The organism is Bacteroides sp. 14(A), assembly GCF_000526555.1.
Lineage (GTDB): Bacteria > Bacteroidota > Bacteroidia > Bacteroidales > Bacteroidaceae > Bacteroides > Bacteroides cellulosilyticus.
Map to the genome: position 1 here is coordinate 896746 of NZ_JAGH01000001.1, position 26263 is coordinate 923008.

A 26263-nucleotide genomic window follows, 5' to 3' on the forward strand; every position below is an offset into this window, starting at 1 on the left:
TTTCAATTTAATACGATTTATAATTTATATCTTTGTAGTCAGTAAACGAAATTATAGAAAACATTAACATGAAACACTTACAATGGTTATTGGCAACTGCCTGTATGCTTGCGGTTTGTCTGTCTGTCTCTGCTCAAAGTGGCAAGAAAGTAAAAAGTATCTCGCCTGAAAAATGGGTAAAATCGAAAGTCTGGAGTGAAGGTTTGAAGGCGAAGCCCCATTCTTCTACGAATTTAGCGGAATTCAAAGCGCAGTACGAAGCGAATTCGGAACAATGGAAGGCGGCTTTTCGCTGGTTGGCGTCGCACGACCTGACTACTATCGAGAAGGGAAAACATCCGATAGAAGGAACATCACTTGTGGTTTCTGTTGAAGATAGCAAGAATGAACCGTTAGAGAAGCGGACATCCGAATCACACCGGAAACATATAGATTTGCAGTATGTGGTGAAAGGAACGGAACGTTTTGCATTGCTGGATCATGAGTCTTCAAAGGCTAATTGCGAATATAGTGAGAAGAAAGATGTTATTCACTATGATTTTGATCCGGAAAAAACTACCTTTATCGACTCTGTTCCCGGTGAGTTTTTCTTGTTCTTCCCGTCCGACTGGCATATTGCAAAGATAGCTACGGATAAGGAAGATCAGGATATAAGGGTGATCGTGATTAAGTTGGATTATATGTGATGCACGCGCGTACCTATATTATAATAATAGCCTCATCTTATGAAAATAAGTCTATTGATAAAAGTAAGGGTGTAGTCGTAAGATTGCGCCCTTTCTTGTGATTAGGAGGAGAGATACTTTAGCTTTGTCAGGCTCTTGTTTGTCCCATTTTGTTTCTTCCCACTGAAACAAGAGTGCCTTGCCTAAGAAACAAAAGTTTCTTCCCTTTGAAATAAAAGTTTCTTGCCTGAGAAACAAGAGTGCCTTAACTGAGAAACAAAAGTGACTTGCCTATGCCTTTCGAGATGAGTAGGCACCGGGTTTATTTACTCCTTCGGAATGCCGTTGCTTTATCAACCAGAAAGTGGAAGAATCTGGCAGATATACTGTCGCCTGCTACTGTTAATGCTTCCGGGTGGAACTGTACTCCCCAAATGGGCTTTCCATTGATATTTTCAATGGCTTCGGGAATGCTGTCCGTGGCCCATGCCGTAATCCGGAAACCGGGTGCTGCCTGCTTCACCGCCTGGTGATGATGCGTATTTGTGAGAAGCTCCGTTTGCCCCGTAATTTGAGCTATTGCGGAGCCTTGCAGGAGATGAACCGTATGTGTGGGCACACTGCTCGGTTCTTTTTGATTATGTCGTACGGTAGTGTCCGGGTATTGTGTCGGTATGTCCTGATAGAGTGTCCCGCCGAACGCTACATTTATCAATTGCTCACCCCTACAGATACCTAACATCGGTACATTGCGCTGTGCTGCAAGACGAATCAGGGCGATGTCGTAAACATCGCGCAGCGAATCAACCTCCCCCAGTTGCTCGATAGGTTCTTCATTATAATAAGAAGGGTGAATGTCAGCCCCTCCTATTAATATAATTGCATCCAGCCGGCTGACGATATCCGCCAAAACCGTACTGTCCGTTGTGATAGGGATGAGCATCGGAGTACCACCGGCTTGTATCACAGATTCTGTGTAAGTCATTCGGGCAGTCGAATAATCATTGGGGTGGGAGCAGGATATGCCGATCAATGGCCGTTGCCTGTGCGAGGCACCATTGGATTGGCATCCGCTGAACAATAGAAGAATCAACAGCGTGGTGGCGGATAGCAGTGCTTTCATTGTAAGTTTAAAGATTAGTGATTTATGCTGTAAAGTTAAGAAAATCTTTCTGTTAGTAGTGATGTGTTACATAACATAGTTTAGTAACACTATCGATTTATTGCTTTTCTTTTGATAAATTCATAATTTGCGCCTCACTAAAAATTAAGGGTATGCGAAGGCATACTGAGTTATTCATTTTAAATCTTATATATCATGAAAGTATATCAGACGAATGAAATTAAGAACATTGCCCTGCTTGGCAATGATGGCTCGGGTAAAACCACTCTCACAGAAGCGCTGCTCTTTGAGAGTGGTATTATAAAACGTCGTGGCAGAATTACTGCCAAGAATACAGTCAGCGATTACTTCCCGGTGGAGCAAGAATATGGCTATTCTGTGTTTTCCACCGTTTTCCATGTGGAGTGGAACGGTAAGAAACTTAATATTATAGACTGTCCGGGAAGTGATGACTTTGTTGGAGCTGCCATGACAGCACTCAATGTTACTGATACTGCAATATTACTTCTGAATGGCCAATATGGTCCTGAAGTGGGTACCCAAAATCATTTCCGATATACAGAAAAGTTAGGTAAACCGGTGATTTTCCTGGTGAATCAGCTTGACCATGAGAAGTGTGATTATGATATGGTACTGGAGCAGTTGAGGTCTGCTTATGGTTCGAAGGTAGTTCCCGTGCAATATCCGTTGGCTACCGGACCGAACTTCAATTCGTTGATTGATGTACTTTTGATGAAAAAATATTCGTGGGGTCCCGAAGGTGGTGCACCCACCATTGAAGATGTTCCTGCAGAGGAATTGGAAAAGGCAACCGAACTGCATAAAGCGCTGGTGGAAGCAGCTGCAGAACACGATGAAAGCCTGATGGAGAAATTCTTTGAACAAGAATCTCTGACGGAAGATGAAATGCGTGAAGGTATCCGTAAGGGACTGGCTTCACGTGGCATGTTCCCTGTATTCTGTGTTTGTGCAGGTAAAGATATGGGTGTGCGTCGTTTGATGGAATTCCTGGGTAATGTGGTTCCGTTTGTAAACGAGATGCCGCCCGTACACAATACTCGTGGCGAGGTTGTGGAACCGAATCCGAATGGACCTACTTCTCTCTATTTCTTCAAGACCGCTGTTGAACCTCATATCGGTGATGTTCAGTACTTCAAGGTTATGAGCGGTAAAGTGCACGAAGGTGAAGACTTTACGAATGCTGACCGTGGTTCAAAAGAACGTATCGCCCAGATTTATGCCTGTGCAGGTGCCAACCGTATTAAGGTGGAAGAAATGGTGGCCGGTGATATCGGTTGTACTGTGAAATTAAAAGATGTGCATACAGGTAATACTCTGAATGGTAAGGGTACTGAAAACCGTTTCAACTTTGTCAAATATCCCAATTCAAAATATTCCCGTGCTATCAAACCCGTGAATGAGGCCGATACAGAAAAGATGATGGCCATATTGAACCGTATGCGCGAGGAAGATCCGACTTGGGTAATAGAGCAATCCAAGGAATTGCGCCAGACTATTGTTCACGGACAGGGTGAATTCCACTTGCGTACGTTGAAATGGCGTTTGGAGAATAATGAAAAGTTGCAAATCAAATATGAGGAACCGAGAATTCCGTATCGTGAAACCATTACGAAGGCGGCTCGTGCAGACTATCGCCATAAGAAACAATCGGGTGGTGCAGGCCAGTTTGGTGAGGTGCATCTGATTGTAGAACCTTATTACGAAGGTATGCCGCTGCCTGATACTTATAAGTTTGGTGCGCAGGAGTTTAAGATGAACGTGAAAGGTACCGAAGAAATCCCATTGGAATGGGGCGGTAAATTGGTATTTATTAATAGTATCGTAGGTGGTTCTATTGACGCGCGTTTCATGCCGGCTATCCTGAAAGGTATCATGTCTCGTATGGAACAAGGTCCGTTGACCGGTTCGTATGCTCGTGATGTACGTGTTATCGTGTATGATGGTAAGATGCACCCGGTAGACTCCAATGAAATTTCCTTCATGTTGGCTGGCCGTAATGCATTTAGTGAAGCATTCAAGAATGCAGGACCGAAGATCCTTGAACCTATCTATGATGTGGAAGTATTTGTTCCGTCGGATAGAATGGGTGATGTGATGGGTGACTTGCAGGGACGCCGTGCCATGATTATGGGTATGAGTAGTGAAGCCGGTTATGAAAAGCTGAGTGCTAAAGTACCTTTGAAGGAAATGGCATCTTACTCCACAGCCTTGAGTTCTTTGACAGGAGGACGTGCTTCGTTCATCATGAAATTTGCCAGCTATGAACTTGTTCCAAGTGATGTACAAGATAAGTTGGTTAAGGAGTTCGAAGCTAAGCAAGCTGAAGAATAAAAGACTTCACTTCGTCTGTTTTTATAATTTGTTAAAGCCGTTACTCCCTCAGAACGAGGGGTAATGGCTTTTTTATTAACACTGATTAAGAACATGCGTAAATGTGAACGGGAATGATTAATTTTTTATTAAATTTGCAAACCAAACACACGCTGATTTGTTATAATGCTCGTAATGCAACTTAAAAAACTCTTTTCGGTTAATTTACGAGAACTTGCGGTTAAATCAGGTTAATAGGTTAGGAGTGTTAATTAGGGAGTGTTAATTTTGTGACTATGAAGAAGTCAACAATATGGATATTAGGCATCGTTATGGGGTTATCTTTCCTCAGCCTCTTGTATCTGCAAATCAGCTACATAGAGAAGATGGTAAAGATGCGTAACGAGCAATTTGATGAATCTGTGAAGCGTGGACTGATGGCTGCTTCTAAAGAAGTGGAGTCCGCTGAGGTTGCCCGTTGGTTGCGGGAAGACATCTCTGAGGCAGAAAAGAGAGCGTGGGAATTGACTGAGCAAGGACAGGCATTGGTGCAGACACAACGGTTTACGGTGACGTCGCCGGATGGTTCCAAGTATTCGGCCATGGAACTTCAGACGATCACAAATAAGCCGTCAGAACTGCCGAGAGCGATGATTTCGCGTAAGCATGGCGCTAAGACGATTCCTAAAACAGCTCGTACACAAATTGATTTAATGAAAGAACGTTATGTGTACCAGCGTGGCTTGTTGGATGAAGTTGCCTTGCAGATGTTATATACGGCAAGTAGCAAGCCGATTGAGGAACGCATCAACTTTAAGAACCTGGATCAGTACTTAAAGTCGGGCTTGGTAGATAACGGCATTGATCTGGGATATCACTTTAAGGTGATTGACCGGGATGGACGGGAAGTATACCGTTGTTCGGACTATGTCGATGAAGGTAGCGAGTATTCTTACTCCCAGCCTTTGTTCCTGAATGATCCACCTGCCCGTATGAGTATCGTAAAGATACATTTTCCGGGCAAAAGAGATTATATTTTCGACTCGATCAACTTTATGATACCGTCGATGATATTCACCTTTGTGTTGCTGATTACGTTTATCTTCACGATTTATATCGTGTTCCGCCAAAAGAAACTGACGGAGATGAAGAATGACTTTATCAACAATATGACGCATGAGTTTAAAACGCCGATATCGACCATTTCGCTGGCGGCGCAAATGTTGAAAGACCCTGCAGTGGGTAAGTCGCCTGCCATGTTCCAGCATATATCGACGGTCATCAATGATGAGACGAAACGGTTGAGGTTCCAGGTGGAGAAGGTACTCCAGATGTCGATGTTCGACAAACAGAAAGCTACCTTAAAAATGAAGGAACTGGATGCCAATGAGTTGATTACCGGTGTTATCAATACATTCACCCTGAAGGTAGAACGTTATAACGGTAATATAGAGTCGGAACTGAACGCAACAGACCCGAATATCTTTGCAGATGAAATGCATCTTACGAATGTGATTTTCAATCTGATGGATAATGCGGTGAAGTATAAGAGACCGGATGCCGATTTGGAATTGAAAGTGAAGACCTGGAATGAACCGGGCAAGCTGATGATTTCTATTCAGGATAACGGAATAGGTATTAAGAAAGAAAATTTGAAAAAGATATTTGAAAAGTTCTACCGCGTGCATACAGGTAATCTGCACGATGTGAAAGGCTTTGGATTGGGATTGTCTTATGTGAAGAAGATTATTACAGACCATAAGGGAACTATCCGGGCAGAGAGTGAACTAAACGTTGGAACTAAATTTATTATTGCATTACCTTTACTTAAAAATTAATGATATGGACGAGAAACTGCGTATTTTATTGTGCGAAGATGATGAAAATCTTGGCATGCTTTTAAGAGAATATTTACAGGCAAAAGGTTATTCTGCGGAGTTATATCCCGACGGTGAAGCTGGATACAAAGCTTTTCTGAAGAATAAATATGACTTGTGTGTGTTTGACGTGATGATGCCGAAGAAAGATGGTTTCACTTTGGCTCAGGAAGTGCGTGCTGCAAATGCCGAAATTCCTATCATCTTCCTGACTGCAAAGACACTGAAGGAAGATATTCTGGAAGGCTTTAAAATCGGTGCGGATGATTACATCACCAAGCCGTTCAGCATGGAAGAGTTGACATTCAGAATTGAAGCAATTCTGAGACGTGTACGTGGAAAGAAGAACAAAGAGAGCAATATCTACAAGATAGGTATGTTCACTTTCGATACACAGAAACAGATTTTGTCAACGCCTGAAAAGCAGACGAAGCTGACAACGAAAGAGTCTGAACTCTTGGGTTTGCTCTGTGCTCATGCTAACGAAATCCTGCAACGTGACTTTGCTCTGAAGACCATCTGGATTGATGATAACTACTTCAATGCACGTAGCATGGATGTGTATATCACGAAGTTGCGTAAGCATCTGAAAGAAGATCCTTCCATTGAAATCATCAACATCCACGGAAAGGGATATAAGTTGATTACACCGGAACCGGAGTCTTGATAGACTCCTTGCATAAAACAAAAAAGGCGGTTGCTACCAAAGCAACCGCCTTTTTTATTCTTTTTCTGACGATTAGTCTGCCAATTTCTTATTGATGATAATGTATGTAATCAATCCCAGTACCATCAAGACTGCTGAAGTACCTAAAATGGTATTGTTGTTTACATTACCGGTAAAGGAACATGCAACCAAGATTACAGCTCCCACCAAGACTAATATCAAGCCCAGATTTTTTAATAAACCTTTCATGTGTGTGTATTTTAATAGATTATTATATTCTTGTCACAAAGAAAAGCATAATTCTTTAACAAGCGAAATTATTTTTGCAAAAAAACCATATTTTAATAAAGAATGAAGAATGACGAATGAAAAACGAAGATTATTAATCACTAAACCCTAATTGCTGATCACTGAATTTCAGTCTTTCGTATTGAAAAATATTTTTCTCAATACTTCCTGGCTTATGCTCAGTTCTTCTACGGTAATGCCGCGTAATGCTTCTTTTAAAGTTTGGTTAGCGATTACCCGTGCGCGTTCTTCCAGTTCTTTTCCATCTTTGGTGAGGTGGATAAGATTGGTGCGGCGGTCTTTTTTATCCGAGATACGGACTACCAGATGTTGACGTTCCATATTATCAATCAGGCGTGTCATACTGGGCTTGTCTTTAAAAGTTGCATTGCACAACTCTTGTTGCGTCACTCCGTCTTTTTCCCACAAAAAGATGAGGACAGTCCATTGTTCCGGAGTAATCTCCAAACCGTTCTGGCGGAAGTTACGGGACAGTTTTCGGTTGATTGCGGCGGAAACTTTACCATTCAGGATGGCAAAAATCAGCCGGATGTCAAAGTTAAATTGCTCGATCATGAAATTATTGTTTAAACAACTTTGCAAAGGTAAGTCACTTCTATGATAAATCCTACCTTCAGGCACAAAAAAACATTAAATGTTTGTAGATCAAAATAAAATCCCTACCTTTGCACCGCAAATTTTTAAACGAATTATTAATTCATTAATTAAACAAGTATGAATCAATACGAAACCGTTTTCATTTTAACTCCCGTTTTGTCTGATGTTCAGATGAAGGAAGCGGTAGAAAAATTCAAAGGCATCCTTACTGCTGAAGGTGCTGAGATCGTAAATGAGGAAAACTGGGGACTGAAAAAACTGGCATATCCTATCCAGAAGAAGTCAACTGGTTTCTATCAGCTGATTGAGTTCAATGCAGACCCTACTGTTATTGACAAGTTAGAGCTTAACTTCCGTCGTGATGAGCGCGTTATCCGTTTCTTGACTTTCAAGCAAGACAAGTACGCTGCTGAATACGCTGCGAAGAGAAGAAGTGTTAAATCAACTAAAAAGGAGGATTAATCATGGCACAAGTTCAATCAGAAATCAGATATTTAACTCCGCCGTCAGTGGACGTTAAGAAGAAAAAATACTGCCGTTTCAAAAAGAGTGGTATTAAGTATATCGACTATAAGGATCCTGAATTCTTGAAGAAATTCTTGAATGAGCAAGGTAAAATCCTTCCGCGTCGCATCACCGGTACTTCTTTGAAGTTCCAACGTCGTGTAGCTCAAGCTGTAAAGAGAGCCCGTCACTTGGCTTTGTTGCCTTATGTAACTGACATGATGAAATAATAGGAGGAGGAAAGTATGGAAATTATATTGAAAGAAGACATTGTAAACTTGGGTTATAAGAACGACATCGTAACTGTTAAGTCCGGTTATGGTCGTAACTACCTCATCCCGACAGGTAAAGCTGTGATTGCTTCTCCTGCTGCAAAGAAAATGTTGGCTGAAGATTTGAAGCAACGTGCTCACAAATTGGAAAAAATCAAGAAGGATGCTGAAGCATTGGCAGCTAAATTGGAAGGCGTATCTTTGAAGATCGCTACTAAAGTTAGCTCAACCGGTACTATCTTCGGTTCTGTTGGTAACATCCAGATTGCAGAAGAATTGGCTAAGTTAGGTCATGAAATTGACCGTAAGATCATCGTTGTAAAAGACGCTGTGAAAGAAGTTGGCCAGTACAAAGCTATCGTTAAGCTGCACAAGGAAGTTTCTGTAGAGATTCCTTTCGAAGTTGTTGCTGAAGAAGCATAATTAAACTTCATATATAAAAGAAGCCCGGTTTCCGAAAGGAAGCCGGGCTTTTTTATTACTGGTTAGTTCTAATTGTATTCTTTATCAATAAAAGTAATTGTTTTATCAATTAGTTCCATGTAGTGTCTGTATGTGAGATGCGGGTCATCATGTATAAAAGAAATTTGCCGTATGGCAGCAAGCCCTTCCGGGAGGTGAAGGGTGAACTCCCAGGTTTCTCTTAGTGACTTATTTTCATTAGAAATTTTTCTAAATTCTTGCTGACTGACGCACTTCTCTACCCCTGTCTCTTTTGCTTTGGAGAATCCTTCATAAAAAAGGTGTGCACTTTTTATTACGGCATAGGCCTGGATGATTTCGACAGCAAGCTCTTTATTTTTAATATTTTGCATGACAGAAGAAGCTCTGAGCATTTCCATAGCATCGGTGACCGGAAGAAAATCTTGTGATTGGAATGGGAAATAGCCGTAGTAATTCAGAGAGTCGGAGGATGCTTCATTCATTTTGTCTTTATATTGAAGCAGGTAGCATGCACCTTCTTTGTTGATTTTTTCGATTTTCATCATCTCTTCTATTGTTTCCCGGTTGATAAGTAATTCACTTTTGACCAGTTGCAGAGCCTGTGCCACCTCTTTTTTCTTGTTGTGCTCCTGAATCATATCACTTCCCACGAATGTGATTGCAATACCCAGTACGACTGCAATGAAATTGCAGATGAAATCACCTAATCTTCCCTTGATAGCTGATCGCTTAATTTTTTCTATCAGTTTTGTATTCATAATATTAGCATAATATGTAGATTAGCAAAGATAAGGATTTTCAGAACTAATCAAATAGGAAAAGTGATGAATCACTGAAGTATCTTTGGGATGGTACAAATGGGCATAAAAAAAAGTCTGTTCGTGCTTTCGCACGTCAGACTTTCAATTCTCTCAGTGTGTTGTTCTGAATTATTCAGCTACAACTGCTGCGCTATCTACTGCTACAGTATCAGCTGCTGCGGCTGCCTCAGCTGCTGCTGCGGCTGCTTCTTCTACTGCTGCGATTGAATCAGCAATACGGATAGAATCTGCTGCTGCTTTTTCAGCGTCAGCTTGTTTGTTACCACAAGATGCGAAAGATACTGCTACGATAGCTACGGCCATCAAAACTAATTTTTTCATTTTCTTTGCTTTTTAAAAACGTAATACAATCAATTGCTTTATTAAAACGCTGCAAAGGTATGTACTTTTTCAATATGTTGTTCTCCAAATCCCAACTTTTTTTATGTTTTTTTTGGAGGTTAGCCCCTTTTGATTACTTTTTGTATGTTTAATAACATACTAATCTTCTGCAATACTGTTATATAAGTAGCGTTTGATGCTCCTTTTAGGAGTTTTCTCAAACTCGGTAGGATAGAGCTGAATCTGGCTGACTTTCTCGTAACTGGCCACACTGCTATTCAGGTTCTTCAAGTTCTCGTTCATGATGGTTTTGAGGTTTTCCTCTTGGTTCAGTCCAAGGGAATCCAAAGCTTCGTAATCTGCATAGACTAAGGCTACCAGTTTTTTATTGCGTTCGATAACGAGACTTTCCAGTACGAAAGGCAGGTTGTTGAGACGTGCTTCGATTTCTTCGGGGAAGATGTTTTGTCCGCTGGAACTCAGGATCATGGTCTTACTGCGGCCACGAATATAAAGGTTTCCTTTTTCATCCAGTTTACCCAAGTCACCGGTACGTAGCCAGCCGTCTTCGGTGAAGACTTCTTTAGTGGCTTCCGGATTTTTATAATAACCTGTCATTACATTTTCGCCGCGTACCTGGATTTCGCCGATTTCTGCCTCCGGATTTTCTTTGTAGATACGGGCTTCCATGATGTCGAGCACTCGCCCGGAAGAAGTCGGGATGAATTCGTTCCAGGGAGCGTAACTGATTAACGGCGCACATTCCGTCATGCCATAACCGATGGTGAACGGGAACTTGATGCGATGGAAGAATTCTTCCACTTCCGGGTTCATGGCAGCACCGCCGATAATGACTTCTTTGAAACGGCCGCCCAAAGCATCTATCAGTTTTTTCCGGATTTGCCCATAGATTTGTCCGTCGAGCAAAGGAATGCTGAGTGCCCATTTCATAGTCTTTTTATTTATAATAGGTTGAATGACATTCTTATAGATTTTCTCGATAACGAGTGGCACGGTAATAATCAAGCTGGGTTTTACCTCTTCGAAGGCCTTCATCAGAATCTTTGGAGAGGGGACTTTGCCCAAAAGTGTGACGTGAGTACCCACGGCAGTAGCTGTAAGAAAGTCGAAAGCGCAACCGTAGGCATGAGCCAAGGGTAAGAAGGATAGTACTTTATCTCCCTTTTTCAACAACTCGGTGCGGATACCGAAAGTGACATTTCCTGCGAGATTGTTTCCTGTCAGCATCACGCCCTTACTGAAACCGGTGGTGCCCGAGGTATAGTTCAGTAACATTACCTTATCATTGGAAAGAGTGGTATACTGCACGTCTTCCCGGTGGAAACCTTTCGGATAAGTTATGTGCATTTCTTCATCCAGGTGTTTGAGGAAACGATTGATTGTTTCACCGTCGCGCTGATGCAGGCAACGGAAATCGGAAAGGGAGAATACGGCACGCAATCCGGCCAGGCGTTCTTCTTCCAGATGTTCCCAGATGGAATCGCTCGTAAAGAGGAAAACAGACTCGGAGTGGTTGACGATATGATGTACATCATTCGGATTAAAATCTTGAAGAATGGGAACAACGATAGCTCCGTAAGTGATGGTAGCCATATAAGCGATGCACCAACGGGCATTGTTCTTACCGATAATAGCAATTTTGTCGCCCCGGCGCAAGCTGCAATGTTTGAATAGCAAGTGCAATTTGGCTATCTCTTGCGCCACTTGTCCATAGGAATAACTCTCGTCTTCACCGTAATCGGTATAGCAAGGAAGGTCCCAGTTTTCACGGAAACTCTGCTCGTAGAGTTTGATAAAGTTCTCTTGTATCATTGCACGAAAATTGATGATTTGTGCAAAAGTAGAAAAAATCTAATAATTATATGTAACTTTGTAGCAGAAATGTGTTTAGAATAGATATGATTGATACCAATATATTTCAAGATAAGACAGCGGTTTACTATACATTAGGTTGTAAGTTGAACTTCTCGGAAACCTCTACTATCGGTAAGATTTTGCGGGATGCAGGTGTGCGTACGGCACGTAAAGGCGAGAAAGCAGACATTTGTGTGGTGAACACTTGCTCGGTGACGGAAGTGGCGGATAAGAAATGCCGCCAGGCTATCCATCGTCTGGTGAAGCAACATCCGGGGGCTTTCGTGGTTGTGACCGGATGTTATGCCCAGTTGAAACCCGAAACCGTTGCAAAGATTGAGGGTGTGGATGTGGTACTTGGTGCCGAACAGAAAAAAGATTTGCTTCAATATCTCGGCAACCTGCAAAAGAATGAGTCGGGAGAAGCTTATGCTTCGGCGCTGAAAGATATCCATTCGTTTGCACCGTCGTGCTCACGTGGCGACCGTACCCGTTATTTTCTGAAAGTACAGGATGGTTGCGATTATTTCTGCTCTTACTGTACCATTCCTTTCGCCCGCGGGCGGAGTCGCAATGGAACAATTGTATCCATGGTGGAACAAGCCCGCCAGGCTGCGGCCGAGGGAGGAAAAGAAATTGTGCTGACGGGTGTCAATATCGGGGATTTCGGTAAAACTACCGGAGAAACTTTCTTCGATCTGGTGAAGGCGCTGGATGAAGTGGAAGGCATTGAGCGCTACCGAATTTCCTCCATAGAGCCCAATTTGCTGACTGACGAGATCATAGAATTCGTTTCTCATTCCCGCAGTTTCATGCCTCATTTCCATATTCCGTTGCAGTCCGGTAGTGACGAAGTGCTGAAACTGATGCGCCGGCGATATGATACGGAACTTTTCGCTTCCAAAGTGCGGAAAGTGAAAGAAGTGATGCCCGACGCTTTTATCGGCGTGGATGTGATTGTGGGCACACGTGGTGAAACGGATGAATACTTTGAGCAGGCCTACGAATTTATCAAAAGCCTGGATGTGACCCAGCTTCATGTGTTTAGCTACTCCGAACGTCCGGGGACGCAGGCATTAAAGATAGACCATGTGGTAACTCCCGAGGAAAAACACCGTCGGAGTCAGCGTCTGTTGGAACTTTCGGACGAAAAGACGCATGCATTCTATGCCCGTCATATCGGACAAACCCTGCCTGTGTTGTTGGAACGTTCCAAGCCGGGAACTCCTATGCATGGCTTCACTGCTAACTATATCCGTGTGGAGGTTCCCCACAATGATACATTGGATAATCAGGTGGTGCCTGTTCGTTTGGGCGATTTTAATGAAGACGGAACGGCGTTGCAGGGAATGGTGCTATTATAATAAGGTATAAGAAAAGTATGAAATCGAAACTTGTCTACTGGCTGACTTACGCTGGCATGTGGCTTCTGGCTCTGCTTCCTTTTCGGGCACTTTATATATTGTCCGATGGAGTTTGTTTTTTGATGCGTCATGTGGTGCATTATCGTCGTAAGGTAGTTCGTAAGAATCTGAAGAATTCTTTTCCCGAAAAATCCGAGGCTGAACTGCGCGAGATTGAGCGTGAGTTTTATCGCTATATCTGCGACTATATGCTGGAAGAAATAAAGATGATGCGTATGTCGTTCGAAGACCTTTCCCGTCGTATGGAGTATGGTAATACTGAAGAATATCTTGCCATGCTCGAAAAACATGGAGGCATCGTTGTACTCATTCCCCATTATGCCAATTTTGAGTGGCTGACGGCGATGGGAGCCTTCATGAAGCCGGAAGACGTACCATTGCAAGTGTATAAACCTTTGCGAAACAAGTATATGGATGAAATGTTTAAGATCATCCGTGCCCGTCATGGTGGCTATAATGTACCGAAACATTCCACTGCCCGCGAAGTGATCCGGTTGCGCCGTGAAGGGAAGCATGTAGTGATCGGACTGATTACCGATCAGTCTCCCAATCGCAATGAAGCCCATCACTGGACAACTTTCCTGAATCAGGATACCGTATTTATGGATGGTGGTGAACGTATTGCCAGAATGATGAATTATCCTGTTTTTTATTGTGAATTGGAAAAACGGGGTAGAGGATATTGCAAAGCATACTTTGATCTGTTGACTGAAACCCCGAAGCAAACTGCCGAGGGAGAAATAACCGAACTATTTGTGCGTCGCTTGGAGCAGACCATTCACCGTGCTCCTGCTTATTGGTTCTGGTCGCATAAACGGTGGAAACTCACACGGGAAGATTTGAAGAAACAGCATGAATAAGATAGCAGTTGTCATATTAAACTGGAACGGGTGCGATATGCTCCGCTCGTTTCTTCCTTCCGTAGTACGCTTTTCTGAAGCGGACGGTGCGGTAGTGTATGTTGCCGATAATGGTTCTACGGATGCATCTGTTGATATGCTTTGTCGTGAATTCCTTACCGTCCGATTGATTCTGTTGGAAGAAAATCAAGGTTTCGCTGATGGTTATAATATGGCATTGCAAGAGGTCGATGCCGAGTATGTAGTACTTCTCAATTCAGATGTGGAGGTGACGGAACATTGGCTTCAGCCACTGGTTGACTATATGGATGCTCATCCTGAAGCGGCGGCTTGCCAACCGAAGATACGCAGTTGGAGGCAGAAGGAGATGTTTGAGTATGCCGGTGCGGCGGGTGGTTTTCTTGATCGTTACGGCTATCCGTTCTGTCGTGGTCGGATTATGGGTGTGGTAGAAGAGGATAGGGGACAATATGACACTATCATTCCCGTCTTTTGGGCTACAGGTGCAGCTTTGTTTATCCGCCTGAAAGATTATCGTGAAGCCGGTGGATTGGATGGACGTTTCTTTGCCCACATGGAAGAGATTGATCTTTGCTGGCGGCTTCGTGCACGTGGCCGCCAGATTGCCTGTGTGCCGCAAAGTGTGGTTTACCATGTAGGCGGTGCTACGCTGAAGAAAGAGAATCCCCGAAAGACTTTCCTTAATTTTCGTAATAATCTTGTCATGCTTTACAAGAACCTGCCATCCAAGGATTTTGCTTCCGTGATGCGTACCCGTGCAGTTCTTGACTATATAGCTGCATTGAGTTTTATACTTAAACTACAGTTCCCCAATGCATTGGCAGTTCTTCGCGCACGGCGTGAATATCGTTTGTTACGTTCTTCTTTTACTCCTGCACGTGAAGAGAACCTGAAAAAAACTTCCCTTTCCGTGATACCGGAATGGACAAAAAGCAGTATCTTGGCACAGTATTATTTACGTGGAAAGAAATTTTTCTCGCAATTATAGCTTTTTCTTTTTACCGATTGTTTATTATTTAAACGTATTGCCTTATGACAAAATTAGTTAGAAAGATTGGACTGGTGGCGCACGACGCCATGAAGAAAGACCTCATAGAGTGGGTTCTCTGGAACTCAGAATTGCTCATGGGGCACAAGTTTTACTGTACAGGTACTACGGGAACTCTTATTCTTGAGGCTCTTAAGGAAAAGCATCCCGATGTTGAGTGGGATTTTACCATTTTGAAATCCGGTCCTTTGGGTGGTGACCAGCAAATGGGATCTCGCATTGTGGATGGCGAGATTGATTATCTTTTCTTCTTCACTGATCCTATGACGTTGCAGCCGCACGATACGGATGTGAAAGCGCTGACTCGTCTTGCCGGTGTTGAGAATATCGTTTTTTGCTGTAACCGTAGTACGGCAGACCATATTATTTCAAGCCCGCTATTCGTTGATCCGACGTATGAACGTACTATTCCAGATTACACCGGCTACACCAAACGATTTGAAAATAAACCGGTGGTTGCCGAGGCAGTGGAGTCTGCAAAAAAACGGAAGAAAAAGAGAGGATAAAGGAGACGGTTGGTTCTCCGATAAGGATAAAAAGAGGGGAAGAACTTCACATCGGAAAGTCCTTCCCCTTTTTCTATATGAAGCTTCCGGATGCTTATAACAAAAATACAGACGATTTATCCGCTTTATTCTCTACAGAGTTTATTTTGAAAACAGAAGTGATAGTATTTCCCATTGGCAGGGCGATACAGGCTAAGACACTTTTTTTAAGAGGATAAGGTTTAAGGATAGAATAGGATAATCTTAACGGTGCAGCTATTGAAGTGTCATTTATAAGCTGTTTTAGCTATCTACATGCCACAACAGAACGCTTGGAAACAATCAGAAAGATGGGAAGAAAGCCGTATGAAAAACATGCTTTGCTTTATTGTTTTTTTTCTTTTGCCTGTAGCTAAACTTCGTCCCGCAGTTGTGGACTCTACGTTTTCCAGTTGAGGGCTGTGCAGCCTGCAATTGCGGGATGGACAGCCCACAACTGCGGGACGAAGTTTAGCTGCGGGCATAATGACATTAACCTGAATGCTTTTTGGGAAAAAGTAAGGAGCATATCAAGTTTTATATCTATCATTTGACTTTCTACGTAATGAGAGTATGGGGCTTATCATCCCTTAATTCCTAACGAAATGCTAACTTTATTCACTCATGCGACGAATAAAAGAGATATTTGCATCAATTCGGATAAAGGTTGCATAACGTATATTAAGCGCTTGTGAATTAGTGAATTACAAGATTAAAAGCACGCTTTTTGAGCCGTTTTACGGTGTAGAATAAAACTTTCCTACACCTTCCTACACCACTTCCTACACTACCTATTTATCTGATAATCAGATAAACATAATAGCCGGTGTAGGATGTAGACAATATTGATGAAAACTCAACTGTGTGAGATTTCCTTTTATTGCTTACTGAGTTCACTTTAATAAAAAAAACAGTGGGAGTGGGTTAAGCTCTTTCACATTGCACTTCCACTCCTGCCGCATCTAAGTCTGCACCCATGGGTGGATTACGTTTAGCGAGTTTTAGTTCAATAGCTTTAACGGTGGGGAAAGTACGGAACAGGCGTTTTATGATACGTCCGCAAACATGCTCCAGCAATTTAGAAGGTATCTCCATCTCAGCCTTCACATTTTCGTATACATCGGCATAACTGACGGTATGTGTCACGTCGTCAGTCTCGGCTGCACGTGCAATATCGACTTTCAATTTCAGATTAATGACAAACTCATTACCTACTTCCCGCTCTTGCTGACCTACACCGTGGTAGGCAAAGAAACGGACGTTATCAAGGAATATATAACTGTTCATATCAAATAGAATATTCGGTGAATGACAAAAATAAGAATTACCTCCCAGTAAACAAAGAAAACAGGTGTATTCTTCCATAAACAAGCGTTTGATTTGGAAAATGAGTTATGTAGTCAGCCCCATACCCTTCAGGGGATTGGGGATAAGTCGATGGCATTTTAAAAAAAAGGCACCTACTATGGGTGCCTTTTTCTATTATAAAGATTGAGAGTATTATCCTTTTCGTCCGGTCTGTTCTATCAGTCCTTTGATCTTCTCGTTCAGACTTTCCGCTTTCATCAGTTGTTCCAGCGTCAGGTGCATACGGTAGCGCCAGTAATGTCTGGGGTTAGCAGGCACGTTGATGCGCTCTTCCTGTACATTGGGGTTGCGCCATTTTCCGTCCATAGCCATCCAGTCCTGCAAGGAGAGGATGCACAGGATGGAGTTGCTGTAAAGATGGTTGCGTACCACTTGCTCGCAAAGTTCCGGAGTGGCAACGGCAGGTGCAGCGCCGTAATGTCCCAGCATGGTGTTGTAGTACCGTTGCGTTTGCTGGAAATCTTCTTCCCACCAGCCGCGCAGCGTAGACATATCATGCGTAGAGATGGTGCAAACCGAGCGGTACGGATACCAGTCCGGATGTCCGAATTCCTGTGAAGGATCTTTCGGCATGCGTTGTATCTCAAGGCTAAGGATGCGCAGGTCGTTCATCACCCAAGCTACACAATCGGGGATCATGCCGAGGTCTTCACCACATACCAGCATACGGGTGGATTGCGTCAGTTGCGGCAACTTCTTCATGGCTTGTTCGCGCCAGAACTCGTTGTGGCGATGATAGTAATACTGATCGTACAAACGATTGAATGCTGCCTTCTCCCAATCATTCAGGGCACGGTAGATGTAATCGTGTTGTACGCCGATGCGCGGATGGAATTTGTGCGGGTCTTCACGGTCGGGCACAAACAGTACGTCACTGATTAATGCGTACAGTCCGTCGCGTATCCAGATGCTGTCTTCGTCCGTCTTTCCGGCAAAGTAAGCCTCTACTTTGCGCTGTGTGTCGAACTCGGGACGCATGCGATATATTTCCCATGTTTCCGTAGGCTCTATGAAGGTCTGCTTTACATAATCAGTATGCGGGCCGAACATTTGTCCGAGGAAGTATTCATGGATATAGGGTTTCGTGAAGAAATCTTCGCGGAATGCCATTCCGTAGCCTTCTATTTCTTCGCGCGTCATCGGCAGGGCGGGAACAAACTGGCCCAGCAGTCCGTGTACGGCATGCATCGGGATTTCCCAAATGCGGAAGAAGCCCAGGATGTGGTCGATACGGTAGGCATCGAAGTATTCCGACATCTTGCGGAAACGCTTCATCCACCAGGAATAACCGTCTTTCTCCATTACGTCCCAGTTGTAAGTAGGGAAGCCCCAGTTCTGACCGTTCACGGAGAAGTCATCGGGTGGTGCGCCCGCTTGTCCGTTCAGGTTGAAGTAGTAGGGTTCTGTCCACGCTTCTACGCTGTTGCGGCTGATGCCGATAGGAATGTCACCTTTCAGTACTACACCATTGGCTCGTGCGTGTTCCGTTGCAGCCAGCAGTTGCAGGTGCAGGTGGAACTGGATGAAGAAGTAGATGGCGATATGCGGATAGTCGGCAGATTCCGGCTGGCATAACTTTTCTATTTCTTCTGCTTTGTATTCTGTGAATTTCGGCCATTCGCGGAAGTTGGGTGTCTTGTAGGCATCGCGCAGATAGCTGAACACGGCGTATGGCTGTAACCATTCTTTGTTGTTTTCGAAGAACTTCCGGAAGGCATCGGATGCCAGAACTTGTTCGCCTTCCTGTTTGTATATCAAGCGGAAGAACTCCCATTTTGTCTGGTTTACTGCTTCATAGTCTACGGTAGGCAGGGCATTCAGCTCTTTCTGCCGTTTGTTGAATTCTGCCATTGCCTTTTTGTCCTTCAACGTACCCATCTGTTTCAGATCGGCATACATGGGGTGGAACGCATAAATGGATATGCTGTTGTACGGATAAGAATCCGTCCATGTATGTGTCATGGTGGTGTCGTTGATAGGCAATATTTGTACGGCTTTCTGGCGGGTAAGCACCGCCCAGTCTATCATCTGTTTCAGGTCGCCAAAGTCACCTACGCCGAAGCTCTTTTCGGAGCGCAGCGAGAAGATGGGCACGGCTACTCCGGCACCTTTCCAGTCGGGTAGGGCGAAGTAAACGTAACGGTCACCGATCACCAGTGTTTCGTTAGCGCCTATCTGCGGATCGGCCATGTAGCGGTTGGGGTTGTTTTCCCATGCCACGGCACGACGCTCTTTCTTATTATAAAGGATGAATTTATACTCCAGCGGGAAGCTGATTTTCGAGGCGTCTACTTCAACCTGCCATTCCGGGAAGTTGGCGTCGCTCATCAGAACGGCTTTATCCGCATCCCAATCTCCCAGAACTTTCTGGTTGCCGCAAATGCCCAGACAGTGATCATTGTCGATACATGGAGCATACGCCTTGATCAATAATCCTTTCTTGTGGCTCTTTGGAGCGGCGTTACGTTCGGGATGCGCAAGCAGGGACTCCGTGAAAGCAGACGTGTAGAAGTATTGCTGTTCGGGCAGATTCTTCCAGCAGTCTTGCAGGCGGTAGACTTTCTTCTTGTCAGCCGATACATAGAGCGTGCGGGGAAGGCTGTTCCACTCCGTACGTGTATCTTTGCCGTCGCGATAAATGTGATAACTGTATTGTACGATGCCGTTTTCAGGCGCTTGAATGTCCGCATCTAAAGTCCAGTGAATGCCATCCACTGTTTGTAAAGGTATGGCTTTACCGGGCTGATTGTTGCCCAGTTCAAGAATAGATCCTAAGACTCTAACCTCTTCACCCCAACTTGTGCGGTACTCGATATGAAAAGATAGTATCATATAATATTAGATTTAGTAATAGCTGCATTGATTATGCAAGTATAGACATTATTCCGCATAATCAAGCAGCTACCGCTATCTAAGTTTTTTAAATTCCTATGCAAACGTTTGTGCTTGCATTTCGCAGATCTGTTTTTATCCGCAACGTGAAGCTCCGCAAGTGGTACAAATGAGGCAACCTTCCTGATATACAAGTGTTTCGTTGCCGCAGTTCGGACATTTCTTGCCTTTGGCTTCTGTGCCGTCCGTTATGTATTTCTTCAATGCGCGTTCCACACCGTTCTTCCAGGTATTGATGCTTTCGCTGTCCAGTTGCAGAGAGCCGACCAGCTTGATAACCTGTTCGATAGGCATACGATAACGCAATACTCCGGAGATCAGTTTGGCGTAGTTCCAATATTCCTTGTTGAACTTTTCGGACAGACCTTCAATGGTGACTTTATATCCGCGTTTGTTCTGGAACTGGAAGTCGTAACGCTTGCTGCCGTCCTTGTCCACCTTCTTAATAATGTGTCCGGAAGTAACGTTCTTCGGCAGAATAATGCCTTCATCGTCATCCTGAAGACCGGTGAAGATTTCGTAAGGATGTCCGTCCAGCAAACCGACGAATGCCACCCACTTTTCTTTATTATTCTGGAAACGTACGATGTCGGCATCCAGAACTGTCGGGCGGGTTTCTACTACCGTAGGCGGTTTGCAAGGAGGCATTTCTTCTTTTTTATCGCTCTTGGCAGAAATGAGTACGCCCGAACGTGAGCCGTCACGATAAACCGTACAACCTTTACAACCGGATTTCCATGCCTCTACATACAGGCGGTTTACCAGGTCTTCATCCACATCGTTCGGCAGGTTGATGGTCACGCTGATGGAGTGGTCTACCCATTTCTGGATACGTCCCTGCATCTTGACTTTCATCAGCCAGTCTACGTCGTTTGAGGTTGCTTTATAATAAGGTGATTGCTCAACCAATACGTCGATCTCTTCTTGTGTGTAACGTTTGGAAGGATTGTGTCCTTGCGCTTCCATCCATGTAACAAACTTGGGGTGGAAGACAATATATTCTTCAAAAGCATCTCCGGTTTCATCCACGAAGTCTACGTGTACGTTAGTGTCGTTCGGATTTACTTTACGGCGACGTTTGTATACGGGCAAGAATACAGGCTCGATACCTGAGGTAGTCTGAGTCATCAGACTGGTGGTTCCCGTCGGTGCAATGGTAAGGCAGGCAATATTGCGGCGGCCGTATTTCTTCATATCCTCATACAACTGGGGATCTGCTTCGCGCAAACGATTGATGAACGGATTATTCTTTTCACGTTCGGTATCGTAAATTTCGAATGCACCACGTTCTTTTGCCATTTTCACTGATGAACGGTAAGCACTCAGGGCAACGGTCTTGTGCACTTTTTCAGAGAATTCGGTAGCTTCTTCCGTACCGTAACGCAATCCCAATGCAGCAAGCATATCACCTTCGGCAGTAATACCCACACCGGTACGGCGTCCTTGTCCACTCTTCTTATAAATCTTGTCCCACAATATACGTTCTGTATGTTTCACATCTTCGCTTTCGGGGTCAGCATCAATCTTTTCCATGATGCGTTCTATCTTCTCCAATTCCAGATCGATGATATCGTCCATAATGCGTTGAGCCAACGCTACATGTTTCTGGAACAATTCAAAGTCAAAGTATGCATCCGGTTTGAAGGGGTTTACCACATAAGAATAAAGATTGATAGCCAGCAAACGGCAGGAGTCATACGGGCACAAGGGAATTTCACCACATGGATTGGTGGAAACAGTGCGATATCCCAGGTCTGCATAACAATCGGGTACGGATTCTTTTAATATGGTATCCCAGAACAATACACCCGGTTCTGCCGATTTCCATGCATTGTGAACGATCTTCTTCCATAAATTGGTTGCATTGATTTCCTTCTGCACAGTTGGTTCAGCGGCATTGACAGGATATTGTTGAATATATGGAGTACCTGTGATGGCAGCGGTCATAAATGCATCGTCCAGTTTCACAGATACATTGGCACCTGTTACTTTGCCTTCCGTCATTTTAGCATCGATGAACGCTTCTGAATCGGGATGTTTGATAGATACACTTAGCATCAGTGCGCCACGCCGTCCGTCCTGAGCGACTTCACGTGTAGAATTGGAGTAACGCTCCATAAATGGCACCAGGCCGGTGGAGGTTAAAGCCGAATTTTTCACCGGAGAACCTTTCGGGCGGATGTGCGACAAATCGTGTCCTACACCACCACGGCGCTTCATGAGTTGTACTTGTTCTTCGTCTATTTTGAAGATGGCACCATAAGAATCCGCCTCTCCATCTACTCCGATCACGAAGCAGTTAGACAAAGAAGCTACCTGATAGTTGTTGCCAATTCCGGTCATCGGACTTCCCTGCGGAACGATGTACTTGAAGTGGTCGAGCAGATCGAATAGTTCCTCTGCACTTAATGGATTAGAGTATTTAGCCTCGATACGGGCTACTTCATTGGCTATTCTCCAATGCATGTCTTTCGGAGACTTCTCGTAAATATTTCCGAAAGAGTCTTTTACTGCGTACTTGTTTACCCAAACACGCGCAGCTAACTCGTCGCCCTGAAAATATCGTAAAGATTCTTCATAAGCTTCCTCGTAAGAATAAGTTTGTTTTTCCACGATTCTTTTTTCCTTAGATTTATTTTTTAATAAGTAAGAGTGTAGAAGTGATACCTATCATTAACAAATGCGATTGCAAAGCTAAGAATGTTTTTTATTATAGCAAAATAAAAACAGAATAAATTATGAACAGGCTATGAGATTTCCATTTTTGAATAATAGATTGCTGATTTATAAAATATTAGCATTGTTGTGTGAACAAAAAGTTTCCAAAAAAGAAAATTGTTTTTAGACTTTGATTAAACAGGCTAATTGATTTTAGAAAACGTAGATAAACTTTAAACTCGTTATTTGACAACAAATTGCTATTCTTTTTCTATATTTGCAAAAAAATAAAAGAATGGAAATCCTAAAACAGAGAAGAACAATCCGCAAATATCAACAGAAAGATATTTCTTCAGATTTGTTAAATGATTTGCTTGATTCTGCATTTCGGGCCTCTACAGTCGGAAATATGCAGGTGTACAGTGTAATTGTAACGCGTGATGCAGAACGGAAGGCTAGGTTGGCACCGGCTCACTTCAATCAGCCGATGGTGAAAACTGCACCTGTGGTTTTGACGTTTTGTATAGACCTGCGCCGTTTTACTAAATGGTGCGAACAGCGAAAAGCAACTCCCGGGTATAATAATTTAGAGTGGTTCGTAACCGGCTCTGTAGATGCCCTGCTGGCAGCACAGACTTTTTGTGTGGCTGCGGAAGAAAAAGGATTAGGTATATGTTATCTGGGTACGACGACTTACAATCCGCAAATGATAATCGAAGCCCTGGAGCTACCGGAATTGGTATTTCCTATTACAACAGTGACGGTAGGTTGGCCTGCCGAGGAGCCTGCACAGGTAGATCGATTGCCGCTGGAAGCTATTGTGCATGAGGAGACGTATCATGATTATACTCCTGAAGATATAGATCGCCTGTATGCCTATAAGGAATCTTTGCCCGAAAATAAGCAATTTATTTTTGAAAACAACAAAGAAACCTTGGCTCAAGTCTTTACGGACGTGCGTTATAAGAAAGAAGATAACGAAGTAATGTCGGAGAATCTTTGGAAAGTAATAAAAAAGCAGGGTTTTTAACCCTGCTTTTTTAATGATGCTTGGATATCATCTATTTCTGCGCGGAAAGTTTTGTCTACTTCCCGTAATTCTTTAATGGTTTTGCAGGCGTGCAATACGGTTGCGTGATCTTTGTGGCCTATTAATGCGCCTATCTTAGCCGTCGAAAAATCTGTATAGGATTTAGCGAGAAACATGGCTATCTGGCGTGCCTGTACCACTTCACGTTTTCGTGATTTAGTATGGATGGTAGCGGTATCCAGTGAGAAATGCTTGCATACCACGTTGATGATGTCATCAACGGTAATAGATTTACTTTCACTTTTTACTACCTTCCGTACAATGCGTTGTGTCAGTTCCAGATCAATTTCCTTATTATATATAGTAGAATGTGCCATGATGGAGATGACGATACCTTCCAGGTCACGCACGCTGTCACCCACATTTTCTGCAATATAATCGATTACTTCCGGAGGGAACTGTAAACCGTCACGATGTATCTTATTGCGCAGGATGTTCTTGCGTAATTCTACGGTTGGTCTTTCCAGTTCAGCTACCATACCCCATTTGAAACGGGTGATGAGTCGTTCTTCCATGCCTTGCAATAATACGGGAGCACGGTCTGAAGTCAAGATAAGCTGTTTACCGTTTTGGTGTAAGTGATTAAAGATATGAAAGAATGTATTCTGTGTTTTGGTAACACCGGCAAATTCTTGAATATCATCGATAATCAATATGTCAATTGATTGGTAGAAGTTGATAAAATCGTTTGTAGTATTGTTACGTACAGAGTCGGTATATTGTACCTGGAACAGATGTGCCGATACATATAGCACTCTCTTGTCCGGATAGAGTTCTTTGATTTTTGTGCCTATAGCATTTGCAAGGTGCGTCTTTCCCACGCCTGATGCTCCATAGAAAAACAGCGGATTGAAAATTGTTTTCGCCGGGTTTTGAGCGACAGCTTCTGCTACGCTGCGTGAAAGTTTGTTGCTATAGCCTTCTATAAATGTTTCGAAGTTGTATTCAGGATTCAGATGAGGATCTAAATCTGCAATAGGAGCTTGCGGTATTTCTCTGCCGATTACCTTTTTCTGTGGAATAATAGTGCGGGGAGTAGATTCGAGATTGACGGTAGTACGTGAACTCTTATCCACCATAACATTATACAATAACTTGGTGCCATCACCAATAACTTTATATAGAGTTTTACGCAACAAGTCAACAAACTTGTCCTCCAAAAACTCATAGAAGAACTGGCTGGGTACCTGTACGACCAGCGTCTTGTCCTCATATTTTAAAGGTATGATGGGGAGAAACCATGTTTTGTATGTCTGCTCCGGAACATTGTCTCTGATGATTTCAAGACAGCGGTTCCATAGCCCGACATGATTTAATTCACTCATAACGGCTTTAAATACATTTATTAATTAAGCAAAACTTCTACGCATGCAAAATTCGCAATCTTATTTGAGAAAAACAAATGTGTTTTTTCTTGCTTTTTATCTAAAAACAATAATCTCTTTACTTTCAACTACTTATCTTGTTTCATGTAAATAGCCCCACAGGGAGGCTATTGCATTTTTATAAGTATCTGTTTTCTAGGGTGATATATAAGAAAGGAATAAGTTTTTTAACTTTTCAAATAATCTGACAGATGGGAATACTTTAGTTTCTACATGGACTTACTGAGGCTTTTTCTTCCAATTCTGTTTGCTCCTATTATTTAGACTTATTCTATTTAAAGAGATTTTTCCTACTTATCTTTTTTGCCGAACAGGGAGAAATGAACATACCTTTTCGGATGTGATTTCAGGTCTTCAAGAAGGCTGGCAGCATTGGCTGTTGTAGCATTCAAATTATTGTAAAGCGATGGATCGTTTAACAACAAGCCGATTGTATTGTCTTTCCTGCCTAATTGGTCTGTAATCATTTTTGCATTTGCTAAAGTCGAATCTATTCTGGCAAATGCGGCAGCGTAATCTATTTCTTTCAGATTATCACTGACAGTGACGAAATTATCTCCTATGGTGTTCAGCTTTTTAGTAAGCTGGGGAATATCTTTACTCATAATGGCCTGTAACTGTCTGCTGGTGACTTCCATGCTTGCCATTGTGTTTTGCACGCTGTGCAGTGTACCGGGAATTGCCGGGTCTCCAAGGATTGTATTCAGTGAAGCAAGGATAGAGTCTAGCTTGGGAAGCATCTTTTCTACCTGAGGCATGATGGTGGCTACCTGGTCCATTACACCATTGTTGACATTGCCTTGTAGGGTATCACCTGTCAGATACTTCTCGCGTGGATTATTGGCAAGTAGTAAGTTCATTTTTACACCACCCATCAGTTCGGAGGCTAATTCGGCGGTACTGCCTTTAGGAATACGCAGTTCCGGGTCTACATCTATTTCCGCTACCACTTTTCCCGGTTCATTGTAGTCATAATAAAGGTCGCGTACAATACCTACACGAAAGCCATCGGCAAAGACCGGACTTGATTTGGTCAATCCATTAATGTTATGGAACTTGACGTAGAAATAGTTGGTAGGCTTAAACATATGAATGCCTTTCAGGTAGTTAATACCATATACCAATATGCAGAGAGCAATAATGCCCGCAATTCCTATTCTAACTTCTTTAGTAAGATACTTCATCAT

23 protein-coding genes are annotated in these 26263 nt (G+C 43.2%); 12 read left to right on the plus strand and 11 right to left on the minus strand.

The window, feature by feature from the left end:
• The first annotated feature begins 68 nt into the window (after window positions 1-68).
• Complete coding sequence (locus K429_RS0103030; RefSeq protein ID WP_025726011.1) at window positions 69-686, plus strand: YhcH/YjgK/YiaL family protein; 618 nt, start codon at window positions 69-71, stop codon at window positions 684-686.
• Window positions 687-987: 301 nt separating this feature from the next.
• Here the strand turns inward: K429_RS0103030 and K429_RS0103035 are convergent, their stop codons facing one another.
• On the minus strand, window positions 988-1788 hold the full coding sequence (locus K429_RS0103035) for a gamma-glutamyl-gamma-aminobutyrate hydrolase family protein (RefSeq protein ID WP_025726012.1): 801 nt from the start codon (window positions 1786-1788) through the stop codon (window positions 988-990).
• Between the two features lie 195 nt (window positions 1789-1983).
• Between K429_RS0103035 and K429_RS0103040 the strand changes: the two genes are divergently transcribed.
• The 3 genes from K429_RS0103040 to K429_RS0103050 all read left to right on the plus strand — a co-directional run bounded on the left by K429_RS0103040 (window position 1984) and on the right by K429_RS0103050 (window position 6663).
• Window positions 1984-4140, plus strand: coding sequence for a translation factor GTPase family protein (locus tag K429_RS0103040; protein ID WP_022209393.1), 2157 nt, complete (start codon window positions 1984-1986; stop codon window positions 4138-4140).
• Between the two features lie 275 nt (window positions 4141-4415).
• Window positions 4416-5957 carry a sensor histidine kinase KdpD gene (locus tag K429_RS0103045; RefSeq protein ID WP_007210273.1) on the plus strand — a complete coding sequence of 514 codons (1542 nt, stop codon included), beginning with the start codon at window positions 4416-4418 and terminating at the stop codon, window positions 5955-5957.
• Window positions 5958-5961: 4 nt separating this feature from the next.
• The gene (locus K429_RS0103050) at window positions 5962-6663 is read left to right on the plus strand and encodes a response regulator transcription factor (RefSeq protein ID WP_007210274.1); all 702 of its coding nucleotides are present in this window, start codon (window positions 5962-5964) and stop codon (window positions 6661-6663) included.
• Window positions 6664-6735: 72 nt separating this feature from the next.
• Here K429_RS0103050 and K429_RS30580 read toward each other — a convergent pair whose 3' ends face one another.
• Both K429_RS30580 and K429_RS0103060 read right to left on the minus strand, forming a co-directional pair.
• Window positions 6736-6912 (minus strand): hypothetical protein, encoded by a 177-nt coding sequence (locus tag K429_RS30580; protein ID WP_022209392.1) that lies wholly within the window; start codon window positions 6910-6912, stop codon window positions 6736-6738.
• 168 nt (window positions 6913-7080) lie between these two features.
• Window positions 7081-7527: a MarR family winged helix-turn-helix transcriptional regulator gene (locus K429_RS0103060; protein WP_007210276.1), complete on the minus strand. Its 447-nt coding sequence runs from the start codon at window positions 7525-7527 to the stop codon at window positions 7081-7083.
• A gap of 159 nt (window positions 7528-7686) precedes the next feature.
• On the opposite strand from K429_RS0103060, the gene rpsF reads away from it, so the two are divergent.
• From rpsF to rplI, 3 genes are read left to right on the plus strand one after another with little or no spacing between them, the layout of a single operon-like run.
• Window positions 7687-8031, plus strand: coding sequence for a 30S ribosomal protein S6 (gene rpsF, locus K429_RS0103065; protein ID WP_007210277.1), 345 nt, complete (start codon window positions 7687-7689; stop codon window positions 8029-8031).
• 2 nt (window positions 8032-8033) lie between these two features.
• On the plus strand, window positions 8034-8303 hold the full coding sequence (gene rpsR, locus K429_RS0103070) for a 30S ribosomal protein S18 (protein WP_007210278.1): 270 nt from the start codon (window positions 8034-8036) through the stop codon (window positions 8301-8303).
• A gap of 15 nt (window positions 8304-8318) precedes the next feature.
• Window positions 8319-8768: a 50S ribosomal protein L9 gene (gene rplI, locus K429_RS0103075; protein ID WP_007210279.1), complete on the plus strand. Its 450-nt coding sequence runs from the start codon at window positions 8319-8321 to the stop codon at window positions 8766-8768.
• Window positions 8769-8836: 68 nt separating this feature from the next.
• Here the strand turns inward: rplI and K429_RS0103080 are convergent, their stop codons facing one another.
• The 3 genes from K429_RS0103080 to K429_RS0103090 all read right to left on the minus strand — a co-directional run bounded on the left by K429_RS0103080 (window position 8837) and on the right by K429_RS0103090 (window position 11764).
• Complete coding sequence (locus K429_RS0103080) at window positions 8837-9547, minus strand: hypothetical protein (RefSeq protein WP_025726013.1); 711 nt, start codon at window positions 9545-9547, stop codon at window positions 8837-8839.
• 171 nt (window positions 9548-9718) lie between these two features.
• The gene (locus K429_RS0103085; RefSeq protein ID WP_007218925.1) at window positions 9719-9931 is read right to left on the minus strand and encodes a hypothetical protein; all 213 of its coding nucleotides are present in this window, start codon (window positions 9929-9931) and stop codon (window positions 9719-9721) included.
• Between the two features lie 159 nt (window positions 9932-10090).
• Entirely contained in the window at window positions 10091-11764 is a 1674-nt protein-coding gene (locus tag K429_RS0103090) for a long-chain fatty acid--CoA ligase (RefSeq protein ID WP_007218926.1), read from the minus strand.
• 86 nt (window positions 11765-11850) lie between these two features.
• Between K429_RS0103090 and mtaB the strand changes: the two genes are divergently transcribed.
• The 4 genes from mtaB to K429_RS0103110 are packed head-to-tail and all read left to right on the plus strand — an operon-like array spanning window position 11851 to window position 15665.
• On the plus strand, window positions 11851-13170 hold the full coding sequence (mtaB, locus tag K429_RS0103095; RefSeq protein WP_025726014.1) for a tRNA (N(6)-L-threonylcarbamoyladenosine(37)-C(2))-methylthiotransferase MtaB: 1320 nt from the start codon (window positions 11851-11853) through the stop codon (window positions 13168-13170).
• A 17-nt stretch (window positions 13171-13187) separates the two neighbouring features.
• On the plus strand, window positions 13188-14090 hold the full coding sequence (locus tag K429_RS0103100; RefSeq protein WP_025726015.1) for a lysophospholipid acyltransferase family protein: 903 nt from the start codon (window positions 13188-13190) through the stop codon (window positions 14088-14090).
• Window positions 14083-15099 (plus strand): glycosyltransferase family 2 protein, encoded by a 1017-nt coding sequence (locus tag K429_RS0103105; RefSeq protein WP_025726016.1) that lies wholly within the window; start codon window positions 14083-14085, stop codon window positions 15097-15099. The genes K429_RS0103100 and K429_RS0103105 overlap by 8 nt, the downstream gene beginning before the upstream one ends.
• 44 nt (window positions 15100-15143) lie before the next feature.
• The gene (locus K429_RS0103110; RefSeq protein WP_007210287.1) at window positions 15144-15665 is read left to right on the plus strand and encodes a methylglyoxal synthase; all 522 of its coding nucleotides are present in this window, start codon (window positions 15144-15146) and stop codon (window positions 15663-15665) included.
• Between the two features lie 942 nt (window positions 15666-16607).
• Here K429_RS0103110 and folB read toward each other — a convergent pair.
• The 3 genes from folB to K429_RS0103130 form a co-directional block, all read right to left on the minus strand.
• On the minus strand, window positions 16608-16970 hold the full coding sequence (folB, locus tag K429_RS0103120; RefSeq protein ID WP_007210297.1) for a dihydroneopterin aldolase: 363 nt from the start codon (window positions 16968-16970) through the stop codon (window positions 16608-16610).
• 213 nt (window positions 16971-17183) lie between these two features.
• Entirely contained in the window at window positions 17184-19883 is a 2700-nt protein-coding gene (locus K429_RS0103125; protein WP_025726017.1) for a 4-alpha-glucanotransferase, read from the minus strand.
• 135 nt (window positions 19884-20018) lie between these two features.
• Entirely contained in the window at window positions 20019-22556 is a 2538-nt protein-coding gene (locus tag K429_RS0103130; protein ID WP_025726018.1) for an adenosylcobalamin-dependent ribonucleoside-diphosphate reductase, read from the minus strand.
• A 340-nt stretch (window positions 22557-22896) separates the two neighbouring features.
• Here K429_RS0103130 and K429_RS0103135 point away from each other — a divergent pair, with 340 nt between their 5' ends.
• Window positions 22897-23631 carry an NADPH-dependent oxidoreductase gene (locus K429_RS0103135; protein ID WP_007218932.1) on the plus strand — a complete coding sequence of 245 codons (735 nt, stop codon included), beginning with the start codon at window positions 22897-22899 and terminating at the stop codon, window positions 23629-23631.
• On the opposite strand, the gene dnaA is transcribed toward K429_RS0103135, so the two are convergent.
• Together dnaA and K429_RS0103145 are read right to left on the minus strand one after the other, a co-directional pair.
• On the minus strand, window positions 23628-25016 hold the full coding sequence (dnaA, locus tag K429_RS0103140) for a chromosomal replication initiator protein DnaA (protein ID WP_007210310.1): 1389 nt from the start codon (window positions 25014-25016) through the stop codon (window positions 23628-23630). The two genes, K429_RS0103135 and dnaA, sit on opposite strands and share 4 nt — an antisense overlap.
• A gap of 350 nt (window positions 25017-25366) precedes the next feature.
• Complete coding sequence (locus K429_RS0103145; protein WP_025726019.1) at window positions 25367-26260, minus strand: MlaD family protein; 894 nt, start codon at window positions 26258-26260, stop codon at window positions 25367-25369.
• Between the last annotated feature and the right edge of the window lie 3 nt (window positions 26261-26263).